This window comes from Gordonia sp. NPDC057258 (assembly GCF_042668985.1).
In the GTDB taxonomy this organism is placed as follows: domain Bacteria; phylum Actinomycetota; class Actinomycetes; order Mycobacteriales; family Mycobacteriaceae; genus Gordonia; species Gordonia hongkongensis.
This window is the reverse complement of record NZ_JBHUXZ010000027.1, coordinates 17,047-34,977: the sequence shown is the minus strand read 5'-3', so window position 1 is coordinate 34,977 and position 17,931 is coordinate 17,047. Positions and strand designations below refer to the sequence as shown.

Sequence of the window (17,931 nt, the reverse complement as noted above, 5' to 3'; positions counted from 1 at the left end):
TTAGTCGCTCGCCGGAGTGATGGTACCGCTGAACGTGCGACCCGCCCGCCAGTACTGGAACGGGACCGACTCGCCGATGCTGGCGGTTCGGATCGCGACGTTCAGCTCGTCGGCGCTCTCGATCGGGCGATTGTTGAACGAGGTGATCACGTCGTTCTCCCGGATGCCCGCGCGTTCGGCGGGGCTGCCGGCGACGACGTTGCGGACCTGTGCGCCCAGCACGCGCTCGTTGCGCACCGAACTGGCGTTGACGCCGATCTGCGGGTGGTTCACGCGGCCGTCGCGGATCAGCGCCTCCGCGATGGGCTTGGCCTCGTCGATGGGGATCGCGAATCCGAGCCCGATGTTGCCGCCCCCGGCGCCGAGGCGCCCGGCGGTGTTGATGCCGACCACCTGGGCTTCGCCGTTGACCAGCGGACCGCCCGAGTTGCCCGGGTTGATCGCGGCATCGGTCTGGATCGCGTCGATCACCGCGTCGGTGTCGGACTCCGCGTCGGGCGTCAGCGCCACGGCACGGTCGGTCGCGCTGACGATGCCGCTTGTCACGGTTCGGTTGAGCCCCAATGGAGATCCGAAGGCGACCACCTCTTCGCCGATCTGCAGGTCGCCCGAGCTACCGAGCACCGAGACCGTCGGGTTCTCGACATTGTTGACCTTCAACACGGCGAGATCGGTCTTGGGATCGCGACCGACGATGCGCGCCGGGACCCGCTGACGGTCGAAGAACACGACCTCCAGTTTGGCGCTCTTGTCGTTCGCGGCCATCGAGATGACGTGGTTGTTGGTGAGGATGTAACCCTCTTTGTCGATGACGAATCCCGACCCGGTGGCGTAGGCGCCCGCCGCGCGGACGTCGATGGCGACGACCGACTTCTCCACCGCCCGGGCCACCTCGGCCACGGACGACCGCGGTCCGGCGTCGCCGCCGGTGTCCTCAGTGGACAACTCGACCGTGTCACTGGTGAGCGGCGCGGCCACCTCGGCGGTGTACCGGCCCATCAGCCCGCCGACGAGCCCGATCAGCAACGCGATCACCGCGAGCGTGGCCAGGGCGACCCAGCTCAGGCGATTGCCGAGCAGGATGTCGCGGACACCGAGCTTGGGGCCGGTCTCGGTCGGGATGTCCGACGATGCGGACGCCAGCGCGGGTGCGTCCAGCCGCGCCGGGCTCTCCGGGTCGCGCCACGGGTCGTCCGGCGCCTGCGGCTGCTCGGTGTGGCCGTAGGTCGCGAGCGGATCCCGCTGCAGGGTGTCGCTCGATCCGGCCGGCCGGCTGAAGGCCTCGGCGAGCACCGGGTCCGGGGGTGCGATCTGCGGCTCGGGCGGCCGCTTGTCGCCGTCCGAGGTGGCGAACGAGCCGCGCACACCCGACGGGCGGCCGAACACCTGCGCGGTGGACGGCGACACGGGCGAGTGCCGGGTCCGCGACGGCGTCAGACGTTGCGACTCGGGCGGTTCGGCGCGCCGCGCGAACTGTGCGTCACCGGTATCGGGAGAATCGGCGTCGGGGGCCACGGTCACCGGCCCCGGCGACGGAAGGCGCGGCCGCGGGCCGCGGGGATGCCGTCGGTCGGCGCATCGGGCGACACGGTCGGCCCGAACCCTGCCGGGCGGGGTGGCTCGGAGCTCAGATCGATCTCACGCGTGGGGATCTGGGAGAGCTGACCGAGGAGGGAGTCCGGGATCGACACGCGGCCGGACTCGCGGAGTCGGGTGCGGGCCAACGACTGCGCCTCGACCGCGGTGACGCACTCGGGGCACAGCGCCAGATGATGAGCGGCCCGCGCATGCGCGGACATCCCGAGCTCGCCGTCGACGAAGGCGGCGACCGCCTCGGGGGCCAGGTGCTCGGTGGGTGCGAAGCCGCGTCCGCCGGCCGTACCCGGCGCGCGGTAGCCGCGGTTGGGCAGGAACGACGAGGGAGCCGGACTCCAGGTGTTCGTATTCCACCTGGCTGGGGTCCAGGAGGACCGCCGGCGACGAAGGTTGGGAGTCGGCGGTTCGACACCGCCACTTCCGGTCGGACGCCCGCGATCGCCGTCCATCATCGTCGTTCACCCCTCTCCACGACGAAACCGCCGCACGATGAATCCTGTGTTGCCACTGGGCTCTGCTGCTGTCTGCCACGGTACCGACCGGCGGCATCCGATGCCGTCCCCCGAACGCGCGGGCGTCCGCGGGCTGCGGCCTCCGATCGCATCGTGTCCCGTGACACAGGCAACGTCTCAGCGTATCCGAGACTCTCAACGATGCTCGGCGGAGCAGGGTTCCCGGCAGCGACCTCAGGCGTGCGAGCCGAGCGCGACCGAACGGCTACTGGTGTGTCCTTGGGCCGCGAGTGCGTCGCGGATGCTCTGCCGACCGCGATGGATGCGGCTGCGGACGGTACCCAGCTTGACACCGAGGGTGGCGGAGATCTCCTCGTAGGACAGGCCCTCGATGTCACACAGCACCACGGCCGCGCGGAAGTCGGGAGCCAGCGAGTCCAGGGCGCGCTGCAGGTCGGGGTCGAGGTTCGTCGCGTCGAAGACCTGCTGCGGATCCGGGGTGTCGGCCGGCACCCGGTCGTACTCCTCGGGCAGGGCTTCCATCCGGATCTTGCTGCGGCGACGGACCATGTCGAGGAACAGGTTGGTGGTGATGCGGTGCAACCAGCCCTCGAAGGTGCCGGGACGGTAGTTCGACAACGAGCGGAAGACCCGGATGAAGGTCTCCTGCGTGAGGTCCTCGGCGTCGTGCTGATTCCCCGACAGACGGTAGGCCAGACGGTAGACGCGGTCAGCGTGTTCGCGGACCAGGTCGTCCCAGGACGGCATGAGCAGTTCGTCGCCGGTGGCGTCGAAACCTGCGGTGCCCGCCGGAACGGCGGGCACGGCGTCGGCGGGATCGCGGGGATCGGTCATGGTCGGTGGTCGGTTCCTCTCTCGTGAAACACGCACCCGGTGACCCAAGCACTCACCGAAGACGAACGGATGATTCCGGCTGGGTATTCCCGAGCTGCCAGGGAGTTCACACCGACCTCCCGGGACCTGTCCCAACCGGAACAGCTCTCACCCTCTCCTATCGGAGTGTGGCCGCCGTATGAGGCGCCTGAGTGTTGCCTGAGGATGCGTCGGCGGTCTCGCCGTGAGCGGATTCGCCCAGGTCTGGCGCGCCGGATCGGGTTCCGCCGCGGGGCCGGACTAACCTCGACGCGTGACCGAGTCAACGCCGTCCACACGCCCCGACCTGATCGCCTACGCCGAGTCGGCCATCGTCGAGGACGACGCCGTCATCGCCGCCCGCGCTCGCGCCGAGGAGCTCGGCGCGACACCGGTCAGCCCGGCGGTCGGCGCGCTACTGGCTCTGCTGGCCCGCGCGGCCGATGCGCGGGCCGTCGTGGAGATCGGGACCGGCACCGGGGTGAGCGGCCTCTGGCTGCTCAACGGCATGTCGGCCGACGGCGTGCTGACCACGATCGATCCCGAGCCCGAACATCACCGGGCCGCACGGGCGTCGTTCGCCGGCGCCGACATCGCCCCGGGCCGCACCCGGCTGATCAACGGCACGCCGGTCGAGGTGCTGCCGCGGTTGTCCGACGCGTCCTATGACCTGGTCTTCGTGGACGGACCACTGCTGGACCTGCCCCGGTTCGTGCGTGAGGCCGTCCGGATGTTGCGACCGGGAGGTGTCGTGGTCGTCCACAACGCGACCGCGCACGGAACGGTCGGCGACCCGGCCCGCACCGAACCGCCGACGGCGGCGGCCCGCGAGGCGGCCCTGCTGATCGCCGACGACGAGCAGCTGCTTCCCGTGGTCATCCCGCTCGGGCCCGGCGTGCTCGCCGCCGCGAAGATCCGCTAGTCGGCCGCGCTCCTGCTGGACTAGACGTCCGTCGAGAATCGAATCCCGTTGTCGGGGATCTCGATTCCCGGCCACACCCGGGCGCCGCGCAGCAACTCGCAACGGGCGCCGATGTCAGCACCGTCGCCGATGACCGTGTCCCGGACCAGCGCACGCGGCCCGATGCGGGCACCGAAGCCGATGATCGACCGTTCCACGACCGCGCCGGCCTCGATCACGGCGCCGTCGAAGACGACCGCGCCGTCGAGACGGGCGCGCGGGCCGACCTCGGCGCCACGGCCGACCACCGTGCCGCCGATCAGAAGGGCACCCGGGCCCACTCCCGCGCCTTCGTGCACGAGGGACTCGCCGCGACGGTCCCCCAGGGCGGGCGACGGCGCGATCCCGCGGACGAGGTCGGCCGAGCCGCGGACGAAGTCCTCGGGCGTACCCATGTCCCGCCAGTACGCGTGATCGACGTGTGCGTGGACGTGACTGCCCTCGACGAGCAGCCGGGGGAACACCTCACGCTCGACCGACACCGGCAGGCCGGCCGGGATGGATTCGATGACCTCGCGCTTGAACACATAGGTGCCGGCATTGATCTGGTCGGTCGGCGGGTCCTGGGTCTTCTCCAGGAACGCGGTGACCCGGCCGTCGGCGTCGGTCGGGACGCAGCCGAACGCGCGGGGGTCGCTGACCCGCACGAGGTGGATGGTGACGTCGGCGTCGGCGGCGCGGTGACTGTCGATGACGTCGCCGACATCGGTGCCACCGAGGACGTCGCCGTTGAACACCACGATCGTGCTCGCGGTCAGTTCGTCGAGGACGTTGCGGATACCGCCGCCGGTGCCCAGCGGCTCGTCTTCGGTGACGTAGCGCATGCGCAGGCCCAGCTTCGAACCGTCGCCGTAGTACTCGCTGAAGACCTCGGCCTTGAACGAGGTGCTGAGCACGATGTCGCGGATACCGGCCGCCCGGATGCGGGACAGCAGATGGGTCAGGAACGGCAGCCCGGCGGTGGGCAGCATCGGTTTCGGCGCCGACAGGGTGAGTGGGCGCAGGCGGGTTCCCTTCCCGCCGACGAGGACGACGGCCTCGACGTCCTCCCTGATGTTGTCCGATCCCCCCACGGACGGTCTTTCCACCGACTCACGCACGGTGTAGTTGTCCACTGGATCGGGTCCTTCCTCGAGGTGACTGGTGTTCACTTCAGCATTCATCGGGAGTTCTCGCTCGCCGACGCGCGTCGCGCCGCGCGCACGGCGAGCCGGGATCGGACCTCCAGGCCGATGCGCAACGCCAGGCGCAGCGGCGCCCGCCACGGTCCCGGATTGCGGTCGGCCTGGAACCGGTAGGCACTGCGGTGGTGGGCGGGCAGCATCCTCTCCGGATGCCGACCGGCGCTGTGCCCCTTGGTGTGCACGACCTCCGCGCTCGGCACATAGACGTTCTGCCACCCGGCCTTGCCGAGGCGGTCGCCGAGATCGACGTCCTCCATGTACATGAAGTAGCGGGCGTCGAAGCCGCCGATGGCGTCGAAGGCCTCGCGCCGCACGAGCAGGCAGGAGCCCGACAGCCACCCCACCGGACGTTCCGACGGTGTCTCGTCGTCCGCGCGGTAGGCCGCGGTCCACGGATTGGACTTCCACACCGTGCCGAGGATCGCGTGTCCGGTGCCCGACACGAGGTCGGGAACGCGCCGCGCCGAGGGGTAGATCGAGCCGTCGGGTTCGCGGATGAGCGGCCCGAGCGAACCCGCTCGCGGCCAGCGCTGCGCGGCGGCCATCAGCTCGTCGATGGCACCGGGCTTCCATTCGACATCCGGATTGGAGATGAGCACGAACTCGACATCCGGGTCGAGCTCGGCGACACCGCGGTTCATCGCACCGCCGTAGCCGATGTTGCCGCCGGTGCGGACCAGCGTGACCGTGTCGTACTCCTGCTCGGCCCGCTCGGGCGCGCCGTCGTCGGACCCGTTGTCGGCGATGATGACCTGCGGCATGACGTCGGTGACGGCGTCGAGGCTGCGCAGGAAGGTCACGAGGTGATCGCCGGAGAAATAGGTCACCGTCACCACGGCTGGCTGAACTGGCACGCCGCTCAGGGTAACGAACCGGGGTCGGCGTCCGACGCGGCGATCGCCGCGTGCAGCGCGGGTCGCCACGGCCGGAGCGGGGTGAGGCCGGCGGCCTCCCAGGAGTGGCCGGAGAGCACCGAGAACGCCGGCCGCGGGGCCGGGCGCGGGAAGTCGGCGGTCGTCGTGGGCAGGACCCGGTCGGGCTGCGCCCCGACCTCTTCGAAGACCCCGCGGGCGACGTCGAACCAGGTGGCGGTGCCCGAGTTCGTCGCATGCAGAACCGCGCCACACACGTCTTCGCGCGGGCCCGCGACGACGAGTTCCCAGAGCCCGTCGGCGAGGTCGTACGAGTAGGTCGGGGACCCGAGTTGGTCGTCGACGACCGACACCGTCTCCCGTGACTGTTCGAGCCGCCGCATCGTGCCGACGAAGTCGCGGCTGTCGGGTCCGCCGGTGTAGACCCATGCCGTCCGCACGACGGTGGCCCGCGGGTCCGCCGACAGCGCGGCGCGTTCGCCGTCGAGCTTGGTGCGGCCGTACACGGTCGCGGGCGTTCCGCTCACGTCGTCGGGTTCGTATCCGTTCCGCTCGACCGGCCGGGAACCCTCCGCGGCGGCCCCGGGGAACACGTAGTCGGTCGACACGTGCACGAACCACGCGCCGGCGTCGGCGGTCCGGCGCGCGAGCACTTCGGGCCCGGTGGTGTTGACCCGCCGCGAGCCTTCCGAGTCGGCCTCGGCTCCGTCGACGTCGGTGTAGGCCGCGCAGTTCACCACGATGTCGTCGGGGCCGAGGTCGCCCAGCGCGGCGGCCACCGAGGTCGGGTCGGCGATGTCGACGTCGGCTGAGGTGAGCGGCCGCACGACGACGTCGGGAACCTCGGTCGACCGTGCTTGCAGGGCAGTTCCCAGCTGCCCGCCGGCGCCGACGATGTACACGGTGGGGTTGCTCGGCGTCACACGCATGAGCACCATCGTGCCGGAGTCCGGCGGTACCCACGCGGCGACGCGCTCGCCGGCACACGTGACGACGGCTACTCACACGACCGGCGTTGCGTTCTCGAATTCGCGAATCACTTCAGTAGCCTGGCGACAGCACACAACAGCCGACCCGCCTTGCACATCAGCATCGACATCCTCAGGCGTAACGCTCGCCGCGTCGACCCCGGACCCGATGTGCCGACCTCGAAAGGGACCGCTCACCAGTGGATTCACCATCCGACGGCCCGCGTCGGCGCGCGCAGCCGCGCCGTCCGGCACGGCCGGGTCCCGACGGGCGTCAGCCGATGCCCGGCGATCGGCGCGCCCCGGAGCCCGGCGCGCGCAGGCGCCCGGCCCGGCCCCCGTACGACGGTGGACCAGATGGGCGCGAATCCCCGCGCCGCGCGGCACCGCTCCCCGGTGAACCGGGCAATCCCCCACCCCGAGCGCGACGCCAGCCCCCGCCGGACCCGCGACGTCGCGCTGCCGATCCACGCGAACCCCGCGACCCCCGGCGTCGGCCGGCCGCCGACCCCCGTAACTCCGAACGTCGCGACCCCGGCGATCGACGAGCCACGCCAGAAGCCGTGGAACCCACCCCGACCCGGCAGCGCCGCCCCGGCGAGCCGCGGCCCGTCCGACGCACCTCCGGCGAGATCCACACCCGCCCGGCCCCGGCCGCGAAGCGGACGTCCGAGCAGAAGCCAGGCGACCCCAAGACGAGCCCGCGGAAGCCGACCGCACGTCAGTCCACCGACCCGAAGCCGACCGGACCGAAACAGACCGGACCGAAATCGGCCGGACCGAAGTCCGGCGACCGGCGCACGGCGGCGACGTCGTCGGCACCCGAACCACCGTCGAAGCCGCCGGCCGACAGCCGACGCAAAGGTGCCCGCACCCCGGGGGCCGGCTGGGGTCGTGCGCTCATCGCGGTCGCCTCGGTGGCGGTGCTGTTGTGCACCGGATACGCCTGGAACACCATGTCGGACCTGCAGACCCGCATCACCCAGCTCGGCGGACTCGATCTCGGCGGTGGCGCCGAAGACGGGGCCGTCGACATCCTCCTCGTGGGCACCGATTCGCGGACCGACGCCAAGGGCAATCCGCTGTCGCCGGAGGAACTCCGACTCCTGCGGTCGGGCGACGAGGTCGCGACCAACACCGACACCATCCTGCTGATCCGCATCCCCGACGACGGCTCGTCGGCGACCGCGATCTCGATCCCCCGCGACTCGTATGTCGACGTACCCGGTGTCGGGATGAGCAAGATCAACGCCGCCTACGGCACGACGCGCGAAACCGTTCGCGCGCAAGCGGTCACCGATGGCAAGTCCGAGAGCGAGGCCGAGTCCGAGGGCACCCTGGCGGGCCGGAAGGCGTTGGTGGACACCGTCGCCAACCTGACCGGCGTGCAGGTCGACCACTACGCGGAGGTGGGCCTGCTTGGTTTCGTGCTGCTGACGAACGCGGCCGGCGGCATCGACGTCTGCCTGAACGACGCGGTCCGGGATCCCTTTACGGGCGCGCGGTTCCGCGCCGGCCGTCAGACTCTCGACGGGCCCAAGGCGCTCAGCTTCGTGCGCCAGCGTCACGGCCTCCCCCGCGGCGATCTCGACCGCATCACCCGCCAGCAGGCGTTCATGGCGTCGCTGACGCAGAAGATCATCTCGGCGAACACCCTGACCGATCCGGGTAAGCTGTCGGAGCTGCAGGACGCGGTGTCGCGGTCGGTGGTCATCGACGACGACTGGGACATCATCCGGTTCGCCGAACAGCTCAAGGATCTCAGCGGCGGCCGGGTGAAGTTCGCGACCATCCCGATCGTGACGGAGCAGGGCTGGAGCGAGGACGGTCAGCAGAGCGTCGTCCAGGTGGACCCGCGCGAGGTCCAGGCCTTCACCGGTGACCTGCTGGCACCGAAGCAGACGCAGGGCATCCAGCGCGGCGACTACACGGTCGACGTGGTCAACGCAGGAACCATCGACGGGCTCGCCTCGAATGTCGCGAACATCCTGACCAACAAGGGTTTCCGGGTCGGAGCCACCTCCAGCGGCAAGGCCGACACGAAGGACTCGATCGTGTACGCCAAGGAGGAGAGCGACGCCGCTCGGCTCCTCGCCAAGGATCTCGGCGGCGCCCAGGTCGTCGCCGATCCCGCTCTCGCCGACGACCAGCTGAAGGTGGTGCTGACCAACACCTACGCCGGTCCGGGCTCGATCAGCGACACCGGCGACCAGACCGACAACACCCCGGCGAGCGAGCGTGTCGGCAACAAGCGCCCGCCGATCACCGCGGGCAACGAGGGGCCCATGTGCGTGAACTGACTCCGAACACTCTCACCGACGCGATCTTCGCCGCGGTCGCCGATCATTCGCGTCCGCTGCTGACCTACTACGACGACGCGACCGGTGAGCGCACCGAGCTCTCGGCGGCGACCCTCGGCAACTGGGCGGCCAAGACCGCGAACTACCTACGCGACGAGATCGGGGTCGCCGAAGGCGATGTCGTCGCGGTCGATCTCCCGGAGCACTGGCAGACGGCCGGCATCCTGCTGGGCGCGCTCTGGGCGGGCGCCGAGGTGCACTTCGACTCCACCGAAGTCCCGATGATCGTGTTCACCAGCCGTGATCGCCTGGGCAGCCATCCCGACGTCGACGAGGTCGTGGTCGCCTCGCTCGATCCGTTCGCGCTGCCGCTGCGCGACCTGCCGCCCGGCGTCGGCGACTACGGCAGCGTGGTCCGCGTCCACGGCGATCAGTTCTCGTCTCGGTACCCTGCATCGGCCACCCTGGAGGGCGCCCCCATCGGCGAGGTGCTCGACGACGCCCGGGCGACGGCTGAGCGCGAGGGAATCGGACCGGGCGCCCGCGTGGTGTCCACCCGGCCGTGGTACTCCGGCGACCGGGTGAACGCTCACCTCCTGGCACCTCTGCTGGCGGGCGGCAGCCTCGTCCACGTCTCCGCGGCCTCACCGGAACGGCTCGCGGCCATCGCCGAGATGGAAAAGGCCACCCTGATCCTGTCGTGAACCCCGCGGGCACGCCGCCGATCGGGCACAGTGGGGACATGCGAATCCCCCGCGCGGTGGCCCGGCTGAACAAGCGAGTGACCAACCCCATCCAGCGACAATGGGCGCCCAGACTGGCTCCGTTCGCGATGGTCGAGCACGTCGGACGTAAGTCCGGCAAGCACTACTCCATCCCGGTGATGGCGTGGGTCGACGGCAATCGGCTCACCATCATCCTCACGTACGGGCGGCACACCGATTGGGTCCGCAACGTGCAGGCCGCCGGGACCTTCGGCTTGATCCGCAAGAACCGGCACTACCGGGTGACCGGTCCGCGGGTGGTGCCGTCGGACTCGCCGGACATCGCCCGGGGTGCCCGCATCCCGGCGCGACTTTTCGACTCCGCACTCCTCGGCACACTGCACGCGGCGTGATCTGATGGCCGACGACCCGCTCGACGACTTCGACGCCGAGGACGTGACCCTGTACGGGACCACCCGCCGGGTGCATCGCCTCGGCAGTGGTCCCGCCGTCATCGTCATCGCCGAGATGCCGGGGATCAGCCCCAAGGTCGCCGACGTCGCGCGCCGGGTGGCCGGGGCGGGCGCCACCGCGGTGCTGCCGTCGTTGTTCGGCGTCGACGGCCGTGATCCTCGCCCGGACAACCTCGGCGCGGTCGGCTCGGCGACGAACATGCTCGGCACCATCGCCCGGGCATGCATCACCCGCGAGTTCACGATCCTGGCCACCGGCAAGACGTCACCGGTCGCGTCGTGGCTGCGGGCGTTGGCCGCCCGCGAACACGACCGGTGCGGCGGCCCCGGGGTCGGTGCCGTCGGGATGTGTTTCACCGGCGGGTTCGCACTCGCGATGGCCACCGACGAGCGGATGCTCGCCCCGGTGCTGTCCCAGCCCTCACTGCCGTTCGCGGTGTTGCCGGGACGCGCGCGGGCCATCGACGTGAGCGAGTCGGATCTCGCTCTGGTGCAGGCGCGGTGCGCACGCGGCCTCGAGGTGATGGGTCTGCGTTTCCAGGGCGACCGTCTGGTGCCGGGAGCCCGATTCGCGTATCTCCGGGAGATCCTCGGCGACGCCTTCATCGGCATCGAGCTACCCGACGAGTCCGCGAACCCGGATTCGATGCTGCCGCGGCCACATTCGGTGCTCACCGAGGACCTCCTCGACGAGCCAGGGCAGCCGACCCGCGAGGCCTACGATCGGGTCATCGACTTCTTCACCGCGAAGCTCGGCCTGCAGCCGACGATCTGATCGGCGGAAGTGCTACTCCCCCAACAGTTCCTGCTGGAGTGCCGCGTCCTTGTCGAGAACCATCTGTTCGAGCCCCTGCTGGAATTCGACCATTCGGGCGCGCAGGTCGGCGTCGGCCGCGGCGAGGATCCGGACCGCGAGCAGCCCGGCGTTGCGCGCACCCCCGACCGACACCGTGGCCACCGGGACCCCGGCGGGCATCTGCACGATCGACAGCAGCGAATCCAGTCCGTCGAGATGCCGCAGCGGGACCGGTACCCCGATCACCGGCAGCGGGGTCGCCGACGCGACCATGCCCGGAAGATGCGCGGCGCCACCGGCGCCCGCGATGATCACCTCGATGCCGTGGCCTGCCGCGCCGGCCGCATAGTCGAGCATGCGCTGCGGCGTGCGGTGAGCCGAGACGACACCCACCTGGAACGGCACGTCGAACTCGGCGAGGGCCTCGGCGGCCGCCTTCATCGTCGGCCAGTCCGAATCACTGCCCATGATCAGGCCCACCCGCGGGCCGTGCGTCTCACTCATGAATGTTCATCCCATCCGTCGGTCCACGTCGCCCGCGACATCCACTGGGCCGCGCGTTCGGCACGCTCCCGTACCGACTCCGGCCGATCCCCTTCGCGCCCGACGATGTTCACATGCCCGATCTTGCGATCGGGTCGCTCGCCCTTGCCGTAGAGATGCACCTTGGCCTCGGGCATCCGGGCCATGAGGTGGTGCAGCCGCTCGTCCATCGACATCGCCGGTGCGTCCGCCGCACCGAGGATGTTGGCCATCACCGTCACCGGCGCACTCGGTGCCGTGCTGCCCAGCGGATAGTCGAGGACGGCGCGCAGGTGCTGCTCGAACTGCGAGGTCACCGCACCGTCCATCGTCCAGTGCCCGCTGTTGTGCGGACGCATCGCCAGTTCGTTGACGACCAGCTCGCCGTCGACGGTCTCGAAGATTTCCATCGCCATCACACCGACCACGCCGAGCTCGTCGGCGAGCCGCAAGGCCATCTGCTGTGCGTGCGCGGCGACCTCGTCGTCGAGCCCGGGAGCCGGTGCCAGGACGACCGCGCACTGCCCGTGGCGCTGGATGGTCTCGACCACCGGCCACGCCCCACCCTGACCGAACGGCGACCGCGCGATCATCGCCGACAACTCTCGTCGCATCGGCACCTTCTGTTCGGCGAGCAGCGCCGGTGCGTCGTCGGGGTACTCGTCGAAGACCGCGAGAGCGTCGTCCGCGCCGTCGACGAGCCACACCCCGCGGCCGTCGTAACCGCCGCGGACCGCCTTGACGACGATGGCCCAGTCGTTGGCCTCGCCGAACTCGATCAGACGAGACCGGGCCGCGGCCCGGTCCCCGGACAGGTCGGCGAAGTCGGGCACGGGCAGGCCGAGCTCGGCCAGCCGGAACCGCATGGCGAGCTTGTCCTGCGCGAAATGCAGCGCCTTCGACGGCGGCAGCACCGCGACCCCGTCGGCTTCGAGTGCCTGCAGGTGCGCCAGCGGGACGCCCTCGTGGTCGAAGGTCACCGCGACCGACCCGGACGCGGCGCGCCGCAGATCGTCGAGGTCGTCGTGCGACCCCAGGACGATGTCGGCGCTGACCTGGGCGGCCGGGTCCGATTCGGACGCGGCGAGCACTCGCAGGCACTGGCCCAGGGCGATGGCGGCCTGGTGGGTCATCCGAGCGAGCTGCCCACCGCCGATCATCGTCACGGTCGGCATCCCCGACGCCCGGCCGCCCGGGCGCCCCGATTCAGGGACCGGCGGCACCTGCGACGACGGGGACACGGCCCCGCCGACCTGCTCGCGTGAATTCACGCGCACCATCGTGGCATGTATGCGGCATCATTCGCACAACCGCCCGGCACGTGTCCCGGCGGTTTCGTTTCGTACACTCGGATCTTGTGCCATTGATCGACGAGATGATCGCCCGCCTCCCAGCGCCGGTCCGTCGGCTCGTGATGCGGCACCACGAACTGATCAAGTTCGCGATGGTCGGCGGGACCACCTTCGTCTTCGACCTCGCCATCTTCTACAGCCTGAGCCTCACGGTCCTGGAGACCAAGCCGGTCATCGCCAAGGTCATCGGCGGCGTCCTGGCCACCATCCTGAGCTACATCCTCAATCGCGAGTGGGCGTTCAAGAACCGCGGCGGCCGCGAACGTCACCACGAGGCGATGCTGTTCTTCGCCATCAGCGGTATCGGCGTCATCCTCCAGGCCGCTCCACTGTTCGTCGCCAACAACATCTTCGACATGCGCTCCAACCTGAGCGTGTCCGAGATCGTGGTCATCGACTTCGTGCTCGGCTACATCATCGGCAACCTCATGCAGATGGCGTTCCGGTTCTGGGCACTGCGCAAGTTCGCCTTCCCCGAAGAACAGTTGCGCGGCGGGGACGCCGGATCGACCGACCTGCACCCCTCGCTCGCCGAGCTCAACGATGAGGAACTCGGTCACGCCTGACGCCCGATCGCGGGGGCCGACCAGAGTTCTCGTCGATCTCGTCGGCGAGTTCGGAGTCGCCCCGGTCGGTGCCGAGCTGATCGCGTCCGGTGACCAGCCGCGCGGGCACGACGATCGCGAACACCGGCGGTCGCCGGACGGTCAGTTCGAGTCGGCCACCGTCGGATTCGATCAGTGCCCGCGCGAGTGACAGGCCGACCCCGCTCCGGCCCGCGCCGGGCCGTCGGCCGGCCGAGAAACCCCGACGGAAGATGTGTGCGGCGATCTCGTCGGCGACCCCGTCACCCTCGTCGGCGACGGTGATGCGCACCAGGTCCCCCGCGGGCAGGGTGCCGACGTGGATCCGGCAGGTCCCGCGGCCGTGCTGCAGGGCATTGTCGACCAGCACACTGACCGCCTCCCGGAGACGACCCGGGTTCGCGGTCAGCGCGTGCGGGACGCCGTCGAAGGTCGCCAGCAGTTCGCGGCCCCTCGCCTCGAAGGCGTGCCGGAAATCCCCGACCAGCGTCGTCAGCATGTCCGACACGTCGACGAACTCGGGCGCGGGTTCGTCGGCCCGGGACGCCTCGACCAGCTCGTCGAGTTCGGCGGCGAGCCGCTCGATCTGATCGAGGGCGGCCTCGGCCTCGGTGACGACCGCGGGGTCATCGTGCAGGGAGAGTTCCTCCAGGCGTAGCTGGATCGCGGTGAGGCGGCTGCGCAGCTGATGGGAGGCGTCACCGGCGACCTCTCGCTCGCGCTCGAGGCGCAGGGCGAGTTCGGCGTTCGCGTCGGCCAGTGCACGCGACACCCGATCGAGTTCGGCGATGCCGTACATCTTCCACTGGGTCCGGAAGTCGCCCCGGCCCATGGTCGCGGCCCGATCGGCGAGATCGGTCAGCGGATCGACGATCCGACCCGCGGTGACCGCGGCGACCAGCGTGCCGCCGATGACGGACGCGACGACGATGACGGCCACGATCGACGCGGCGGTGAACTGGTCGTTGCGGACCTCGTCGCGCGGGATGGACAGGGTCAGCGTCCCGGCTGCGCCGAGCGAGATGGACTCCGAGAGCCGGGGCTCGCTGATGTCCGCCCCGACCACCGTGCGCTGCAGGGTGCCGGTGGGGTCGGGGAAGGTGACGATCAGGCTGCCGTTCGGCGGCAGCAGCAGCTGGAACGCCTCACGGTCGAGGGACTCCGGCGGGATCCGGCCGTCGGCCCCCTCCTGCCGGATCAGCTGGTCTGCGATGACCTTCAGCCGGTTGTCGAGGTCCTGGTGCGCGTTGTCGGCGACCCACCACCACGCGACGACACTCAGCGGGATGCCCAGCAGCCCACCGACCGCCAGCAGGACGGCGATCATGGTCGTGAGCAGGCGACGGCGCATGAGACGACTAGGGGTCGAACCGGAAGCCGACGCCGCGCACGGTCACGATGTGGCGGGGACGGTCGTGGCGGTCGTCGCCGATCTTCCGGCGCAGCCACGAGATGTGCATGTCCAGGGTCTTCGACGACCGCAGGTCGGCCGAACCCCACACCTCGGTGAGGATCTCCTCGCGCGTCACCACCTCGCCCGCGCGTTCCATGAGGAAGCGCAGCAGGTCGAACTCGCGGTTGGCCAGGGTGAGGTCGTGTCCGTTCACCAGGACGCGGCGTGCCCGCGCGTCCAGGCGCAGGGCACCGCCCTCGAGGACGACGTCGCCGGGCTGGCGACGCCGCAGGAGGGCACGCACCCGCGCCAGCAGCTCGGCCAGGCGGAACGGCTTGCCGACGTAGTCGTCGGCGCCGGCGTCGAGGCCGACCACGAAATCCACCTCGTCGGTGCGTGCGGTCAGCATCAGCACCGCGAGCGCGGGTCGCTGGGCACGTACCCGCCGGCACACCTCCAGACCGTCGAGCACCGGTAGCCCGAGGTCGAGGATGAGTAGTTCATAGCGGGTGTCGAGGGCTTTCTCCAGGGCATCCGCCCCGGTCGAGACCACCTCGCAGCCGTAACCCTCACGCGACAGCGCCCGCGCGAGCGGTTCGGCGATCGCGGCGTCGTCCTCGGCGAGCAGCACTGTCGTCATCGGTCGCGGACCCCCCGGTTCTCCCCCCGGTTCTCCGCCCGGTCACCGGGGTGCACGGGACCGTCCGCTGTCTGGTCGTGGGAATCGCGCCGGTGTCCGTCCCACGGATGATCTTCGTCGTCGTGGACGTCGAGCACCTCGTGGTACAGCAGCGCGTGCACCCTCTCCACCTGCGGGATGTCGTCGAAGGACAGCGGTTCGTCGGAGGCCGACTCGATGACCAGCGTGCCGGTGCGCAGCATCCGGTCGACGAGGCCGTGCCGGAACTCGACGGTGTTGATCCGGCGGATCGGGATGTCGATGCCCGACCGGGTGATGATTCCGTTGCGGAACATCACCCGCCGGTCGGTGAGCACGAAATGCGTTGTCTTCCAGGACATCAGCGGGCGGACGAAGTACCAGCAGAAGCCGATGGCCCAGACCGCCGCGACCGCGATGAGCAGCACGGTCTGCGGTGTCGACCGCAACCCCGACGACGTGATGACGCCGAGGAGTACGCCGGCGGCGGCGGTGAGGAGCCCGAACAACAGGAACGGCCCGAGCAGGCATTTCCAGTGCGGGTGCCGATGGAGTACGACGCGTTCCCCCGACGCCAGGTTCTCCCGCGGATAGGCCATGCGGCTCAGCATAAACGGCCGGGTGCCGCAGTAGACTGCCAATCACGCCGACCGCCGCCGTCCTCGTGCCGTGAGCATGCCAGGGCCCTGACACCAGATCCGACCGACACCAGATCCGACCATCGGCTTTCACGACCGGTCGGGGAGGAGAACGCCATGAGCTACCAGGATCCCCGCGACCCGCGGACCGCGCGCTACGAGTCCGGTTACACACCCGAGTCGCGTGCCTACAGCAGCCAGAACGACCCCTATGCGCGCGATCCGTACGCCGCCGATCCCTATGCGGGAGATCCGTACGGGGGCCAGGGCGCCTACGGCCGGCCGGGCCAGCCCGCCAAGCCCCGTCGTGGCCCGGACATCAATCCCGTCACGTTCGCCGGCGGTGTGGTCATGACCGGCGTGGTGACCGGTCTCGCGGCATGGCTCGTCGCCTGGATCATCTCCGCATTCGTGGAGAAGGTGAACGAGTCGGGCAAGTTCGGCGTGTGGAACCCGGTCGCCGCCAGCGAGCTCTGGTTCGGCGTCGTCGGCTTCCTGTGCGCGCTTGCCGCGGGTGCGCTCTGGTACGTGCTGCACCTGGTCACGCCGTCACCCGATCAGTTCTACCGGTGGATCGTCGGCCTGCTGCTGGTGGCGGCCGTGCTGATCCCGATCCTGACCTACAACCAGATCTCGGTGGGCATCGAGACCGCGATCGTGCATCTGGTGATCGGTCTGCCTTCGCTGACGATCATCCCGGCGATGGCCGGCAAGAGCGTCCAGCGCCCCGCCGGCTGAGCCGGCGAGGAGCGGAGCGACGAGCCGAGTCGAAGTCACTCCGGCCGCAGGTGGGTGACATCGCCCGCGGCGGCCACCACCTGCTCACCGTCGGCGTCGACGACGATCCGGCCGGAGGGGTCGACACCGGTCGCGGTGCCGACGACCTCACGATTGCCGGGCAGGACCAGCCGTACGCGGCGGCCGATGGTGTCGCTGTCGTCGCGGTACCGCGCCGCGAGCCCGTCCAGGTCGTGCGGCCACAGGTCGAGCAGCTCGGAGAGCGCCCGCAGGTACGACGCGGCGAGCTCGGTCAGGGGGACGTCGCGGCCGGTGGCGAGCCGGAGCGAGGTGGCGGTCGGGACCGGCAGCTGCTCCTCCGCCATCGTGGTGTTGAGCCCGGTGCCGATCACCGCCACGCCTCCCGGGCCACCTGCGGCATGCTCGCTGCGGGTGTATTCCGAGAGGATGCCCGCGACCTTCTTGCCGTCGATCAGCACGTCGTTCGGCCATTTGAGCGTCGGACGGATCCCCATCGCGTCGTCGACACCCTGCACGGCGGCGAGTCCGGCCAGCAGCGACAGCCAGCCCAGGTCCTCGGTGTGGTCGGCGACGTCGAGCGCGGCCGACATGGCCAGCTGCGTGCCGGCCGGCGCGGTCCAGGTGCGGGCGTGGCGGCCACGTCCGGCGGTCTGGTCGGTGGTGATCCGCACGGCGCCCCCGACGGATTCGCCGGCGGCGCGCGAGACGAGGTCGGCATTGGTCGAACCGGTCGCCTCGACCACCTCGATGCGGTGCCAGCGGGTGCCGGTGAGACGGGTGCGGAGCAGATCGGCGTCGAGACTCATACCTGACGAAACTACTGGCCGCCGCCTCCGCACGAACGGA

Annotated in this window: 19 protein-coding genes; 7 read left to right on the top strand and 12 right to left on the bottom strand. The window is 70.4% G+C overall.

The genetic code is table 11. The features are described from left to right. The 3 genes from ACFUEJ_RS17565 to sigE all read right to left on the bottom strand — a co-directional run bounded on the left by ACFUEJ_RS17565 (window position 1) and on the right by sigE (window position 2,903). A complete protein-coding gene (locus tag ACFUEJ_RS17565) occupies window positions 1-1,521 on the bottom strand; it encodes a S1C family serine protease (RefSeq protein WP_058252708.1) in 1,521 nt (506 codons plus the stop codon). Continuing rightward, window positions 1,518-2,048, bottom strand: coding sequence for a hypothetical protein (locus tag ACFUEJ_RS17560; protein WP_055475033.1), 531 nt, complete (start codon window positions 2,046-2,048; stop codon window positions 1,518-1,520). Before ACFUEJ_RS17560 ends, ACFUEJ_RS17565 begins: the two co-directional genes overlap by 4 nt. A 234-nt stretch (window positions 2,049-2,282) precedes the next feature. After that, window positions 2,283-2,903 carry an RNA polymerase sigma factor SigE gene (gene sigE / locus ACFUEJ_RS17555; RefSeq protein ID WP_055475034.1) on the bottom strand — a complete coding sequence of 207 codons (621 nt, stop codon included), beginning with the start codon at window positions 2,901-2,903 and terminating at the stop codon, window positions 2,283-2,285. Window positions 2,904-3,195: 292 nt separating this feature from the next. Between sigE and ACFUEJ_RS17550 the strand changes: the two genes are divergently transcribed. Continuing rightward, entirely contained in the window at window positions 3,196-3,843 is a 648-nt protein-coding gene (locus ACFUEJ_RS17550) for an O-methyltransferase (RefSeq protein ID WP_055475035.1), read from the top strand. A gap of 20 nt (window positions 3,844-3,863) precedes the next feature. Here ACFUEJ_RS17550 and ACFUEJ_RS17545 read toward each other — a convergent pair whose 3' ends face one another. Genes ACFUEJ_RS17545 through rfbD form a run of 3 tightly spaced genes read right to left on the bottom strand, consistent with a single transcriptional unit; the run spans window position 3,864 to window position 6,876 of the window. Next, entirely contained in the window at window positions 3,864-4,997 is a 1,134-nt protein-coding gene (locus ACFUEJ_RS17545; protein WP_058252707.1) for a sugar phosphate nucleotidyltransferase, read from the bottom strand. 44 nt (window positions 4,998-5,041) lie between these two features. Beyond that, window positions 5,042-5,920: a glycosyltransferase family 2 protein gene (locus tag ACFUEJ_RS17540; RefSeq protein ID WP_175404348.1), complete on the bottom strand. Its 879-nt coding sequence runs from the start codon at window positions 5,918-5,920 to the stop codon at window positions 5,042-5,044. Window positions 5,921-5,925: 5 nt separating this feature from the next. Further along, window positions 5,926-6,876 carry a dTDP-4-dehydrorhamnose reductase gene (gene rfbD, locus ACFUEJ_RS17535; protein WP_058252705.1) on the bottom strand — a complete coding sequence of 317 codons (951 nt, stop codon included), beginning with the start codon at window positions 6,874-6,876 and terminating at the stop codon, window positions 5,926-5,928. A 230-nt stretch (window positions 6,877-7,106) separates the two neighbouring features. Between rfbD and ACFUEJ_RS17530 the strand changes: the two genes are divergently transcribed. Genes ACFUEJ_RS17530 through ACFUEJ_RS17515 form a run of 4 tightly spaced genes read left to right on the top strand, consistent with a single transcriptional unit; the run spans window position 7,107 to window position 11,158 of the window. Beyond that, window positions 7,107-9,206 (top strand): LCP family protein, encoded by a 2,100-nt coding sequence (locus tag ACFUEJ_RS17530; RefSeq protein WP_388030839.1) that lies wholly within the window; start codon window positions 7,107-7,109, stop codon window positions 9,204-9,206. Next, the gene (locus ACFUEJ_RS17525; RefSeq protein ID WP_058252703.1) at window positions 9,194-9,910 is read left to right on the top strand and encodes a TIGR03089 family protein; all 717 of its coding nucleotides are present in this window, start codon (window positions 9,194-9,196) and stop codon (window positions 9,908-9,910) included. Before ACFUEJ_RS17530 ends, ACFUEJ_RS17525 begins: the two co-directional genes overlap by 13 nt. Window positions 9,911-9,948: 38 nt before the next feature. Continuing rightward, a complete protein-coding gene (locus tag ACFUEJ_RS17520) occupies window positions 9,949-10,323 on the top strand; it encodes a nitroreductase family deazaflavin-dependent oxidoreductase (protein ID WP_058252702.1) in 375 nt (124 codons plus the stop codon). A gap of 4 nt (window positions 10,324-10,327) precedes the next feature. Beyond that, window positions 10,328-11,158, top strand: coding sequence for a dienelactone hydrolase family protein (locus ACFUEJ_RS17515; protein ID WP_058252701.1), 831 nt, complete (start codon window positions 10,328-10,330; stop codon window positions 11,156-11,158). Between the two features lie 12 nt (window positions 11,159-11,170). Here ACFUEJ_RS17515 and purE read toward each other — a convergent pair whose 3' ends face one another. Together purE and ACFUEJ_RS17505 are read right to left on the bottom strand one after the other, a co-directional pair. Beyond that, window positions 11,171-11,683: a 5-(carboxyamino)imidazole ribonucleotide mutase gene (gene purE / locus ACFUEJ_RS17510; protein ID WP_055475043.1), complete on the bottom strand. Its 513-nt coding sequence runs from the start codon at window positions 11,681-11,683 to the stop codon at window positions 11,171-11,173. Beyond that, window positions 11,680-12,876: a 5-(carboxyamino)imidazole ribonucleotide synthase gene (locus ACFUEJ_RS17505; protein WP_175404351.1), complete on the bottom strand. Its 1,197-nt coding sequence runs from the start codon at window positions 12,874-12,876 to the stop codon at window positions 11,680-11,682. Before ACFUEJ_RS17505 ends, purE begins: the two co-directional genes overlap by 4 nt. 182 nt (window positions 12,877-13,058) lie before the next feature. Here ACFUEJ_RS17505 and ACFUEJ_RS17500 point away from each other — a divergent pair, with 182 nt between their 5' ends. Continuing rightward, window positions 13,059-13,619, top strand: coding sequence for a GtrA family protein (locus tag ACFUEJ_RS17500; RefSeq protein WP_197414684.1), 561 nt, complete (start codon window positions 13,059-13,061; stop codon window positions 13,617-13,619). Here ACFUEJ_RS17500 and ACFUEJ_RS17495 read toward each other — a convergent pair. From ACFUEJ_RS17495 to ACFUEJ_RS17485, 3 genes are read right to left on the bottom strand one after another with little or no spacing between them, the layout of a single operon-like run. Next, window positions 13,591-14,988 (bottom strand): HAMP domain-containing sensor histidine kinase, encoded by a 1,398-nt coding sequence (locus tag ACFUEJ_RS17495; RefSeq protein WP_058252699.1) that lies wholly within the window; start codon window positions 14,986-14,988, stop codon window positions 13,591-13,593. The two genes, ACFUEJ_RS17500 and ACFUEJ_RS17495, sit on opposite strands and share 29 nt — an antisense overlap. Window positions 14,989-14,995: 7 nt before the next feature. Beyond that, window positions 14,996-15,670, bottom strand: coding sequence for a response regulator transcription factor (locus ACFUEJ_RS17490; RefSeq protein ID WP_004572230.1), 675 nt, complete (start codon window positions 15,668-15,670; stop codon window positions 14,996-14,998). Beyond that, the gene (locus ACFUEJ_RS17485) at window positions 15,667-16,287 is read right to left on the bottom strand and encodes a PH domain-containing protein (RefSeq protein ID WP_388030832.1); all 621 of its coding nucleotides are present in this window, start codon (window positions 16,285-16,287) and stop codon (window positions 15,667-15,669) included. The genes ACFUEJ_RS17490 and ACFUEJ_RS17485 overlap by 4 nt, the downstream gene beginning before the upstream one ends. A 156-nt stretch (window positions 16,288-16,443) precedes the next feature. Between ACFUEJ_RS17485 and ACFUEJ_RS17480 the strand changes: the two genes are divergently transcribed. Then, on the top strand, window positions 16,444-17,064 hold the full coding sequence (locus ACFUEJ_RS17480) for a hypothetical protein (protein WP_055475047.1): 621 nt from the start codon (window positions 16,444-16,446) through the stop codon (window positions 17,062-17,064). Window positions 17,065-17,099: 35 nt separating this feature from the next. Here the strand turns inward: ACFUEJ_RS17480 and ACFUEJ_RS17475 are convergent, their stop codons facing one another. Next, window positions 17,100-17,891, bottom strand: a complete 792-nt coding sequence (locus ACFUEJ_RS17475; RefSeq protein ID WP_055475048.1) for a biotin--[acetyl-CoA-carboxylase] ligase — start codon at window positions 17,889-17,891, stop codon at window positions 17,100-17,102. Window positions 17,892-17,931: the final 40 nt, after the last annotated feature.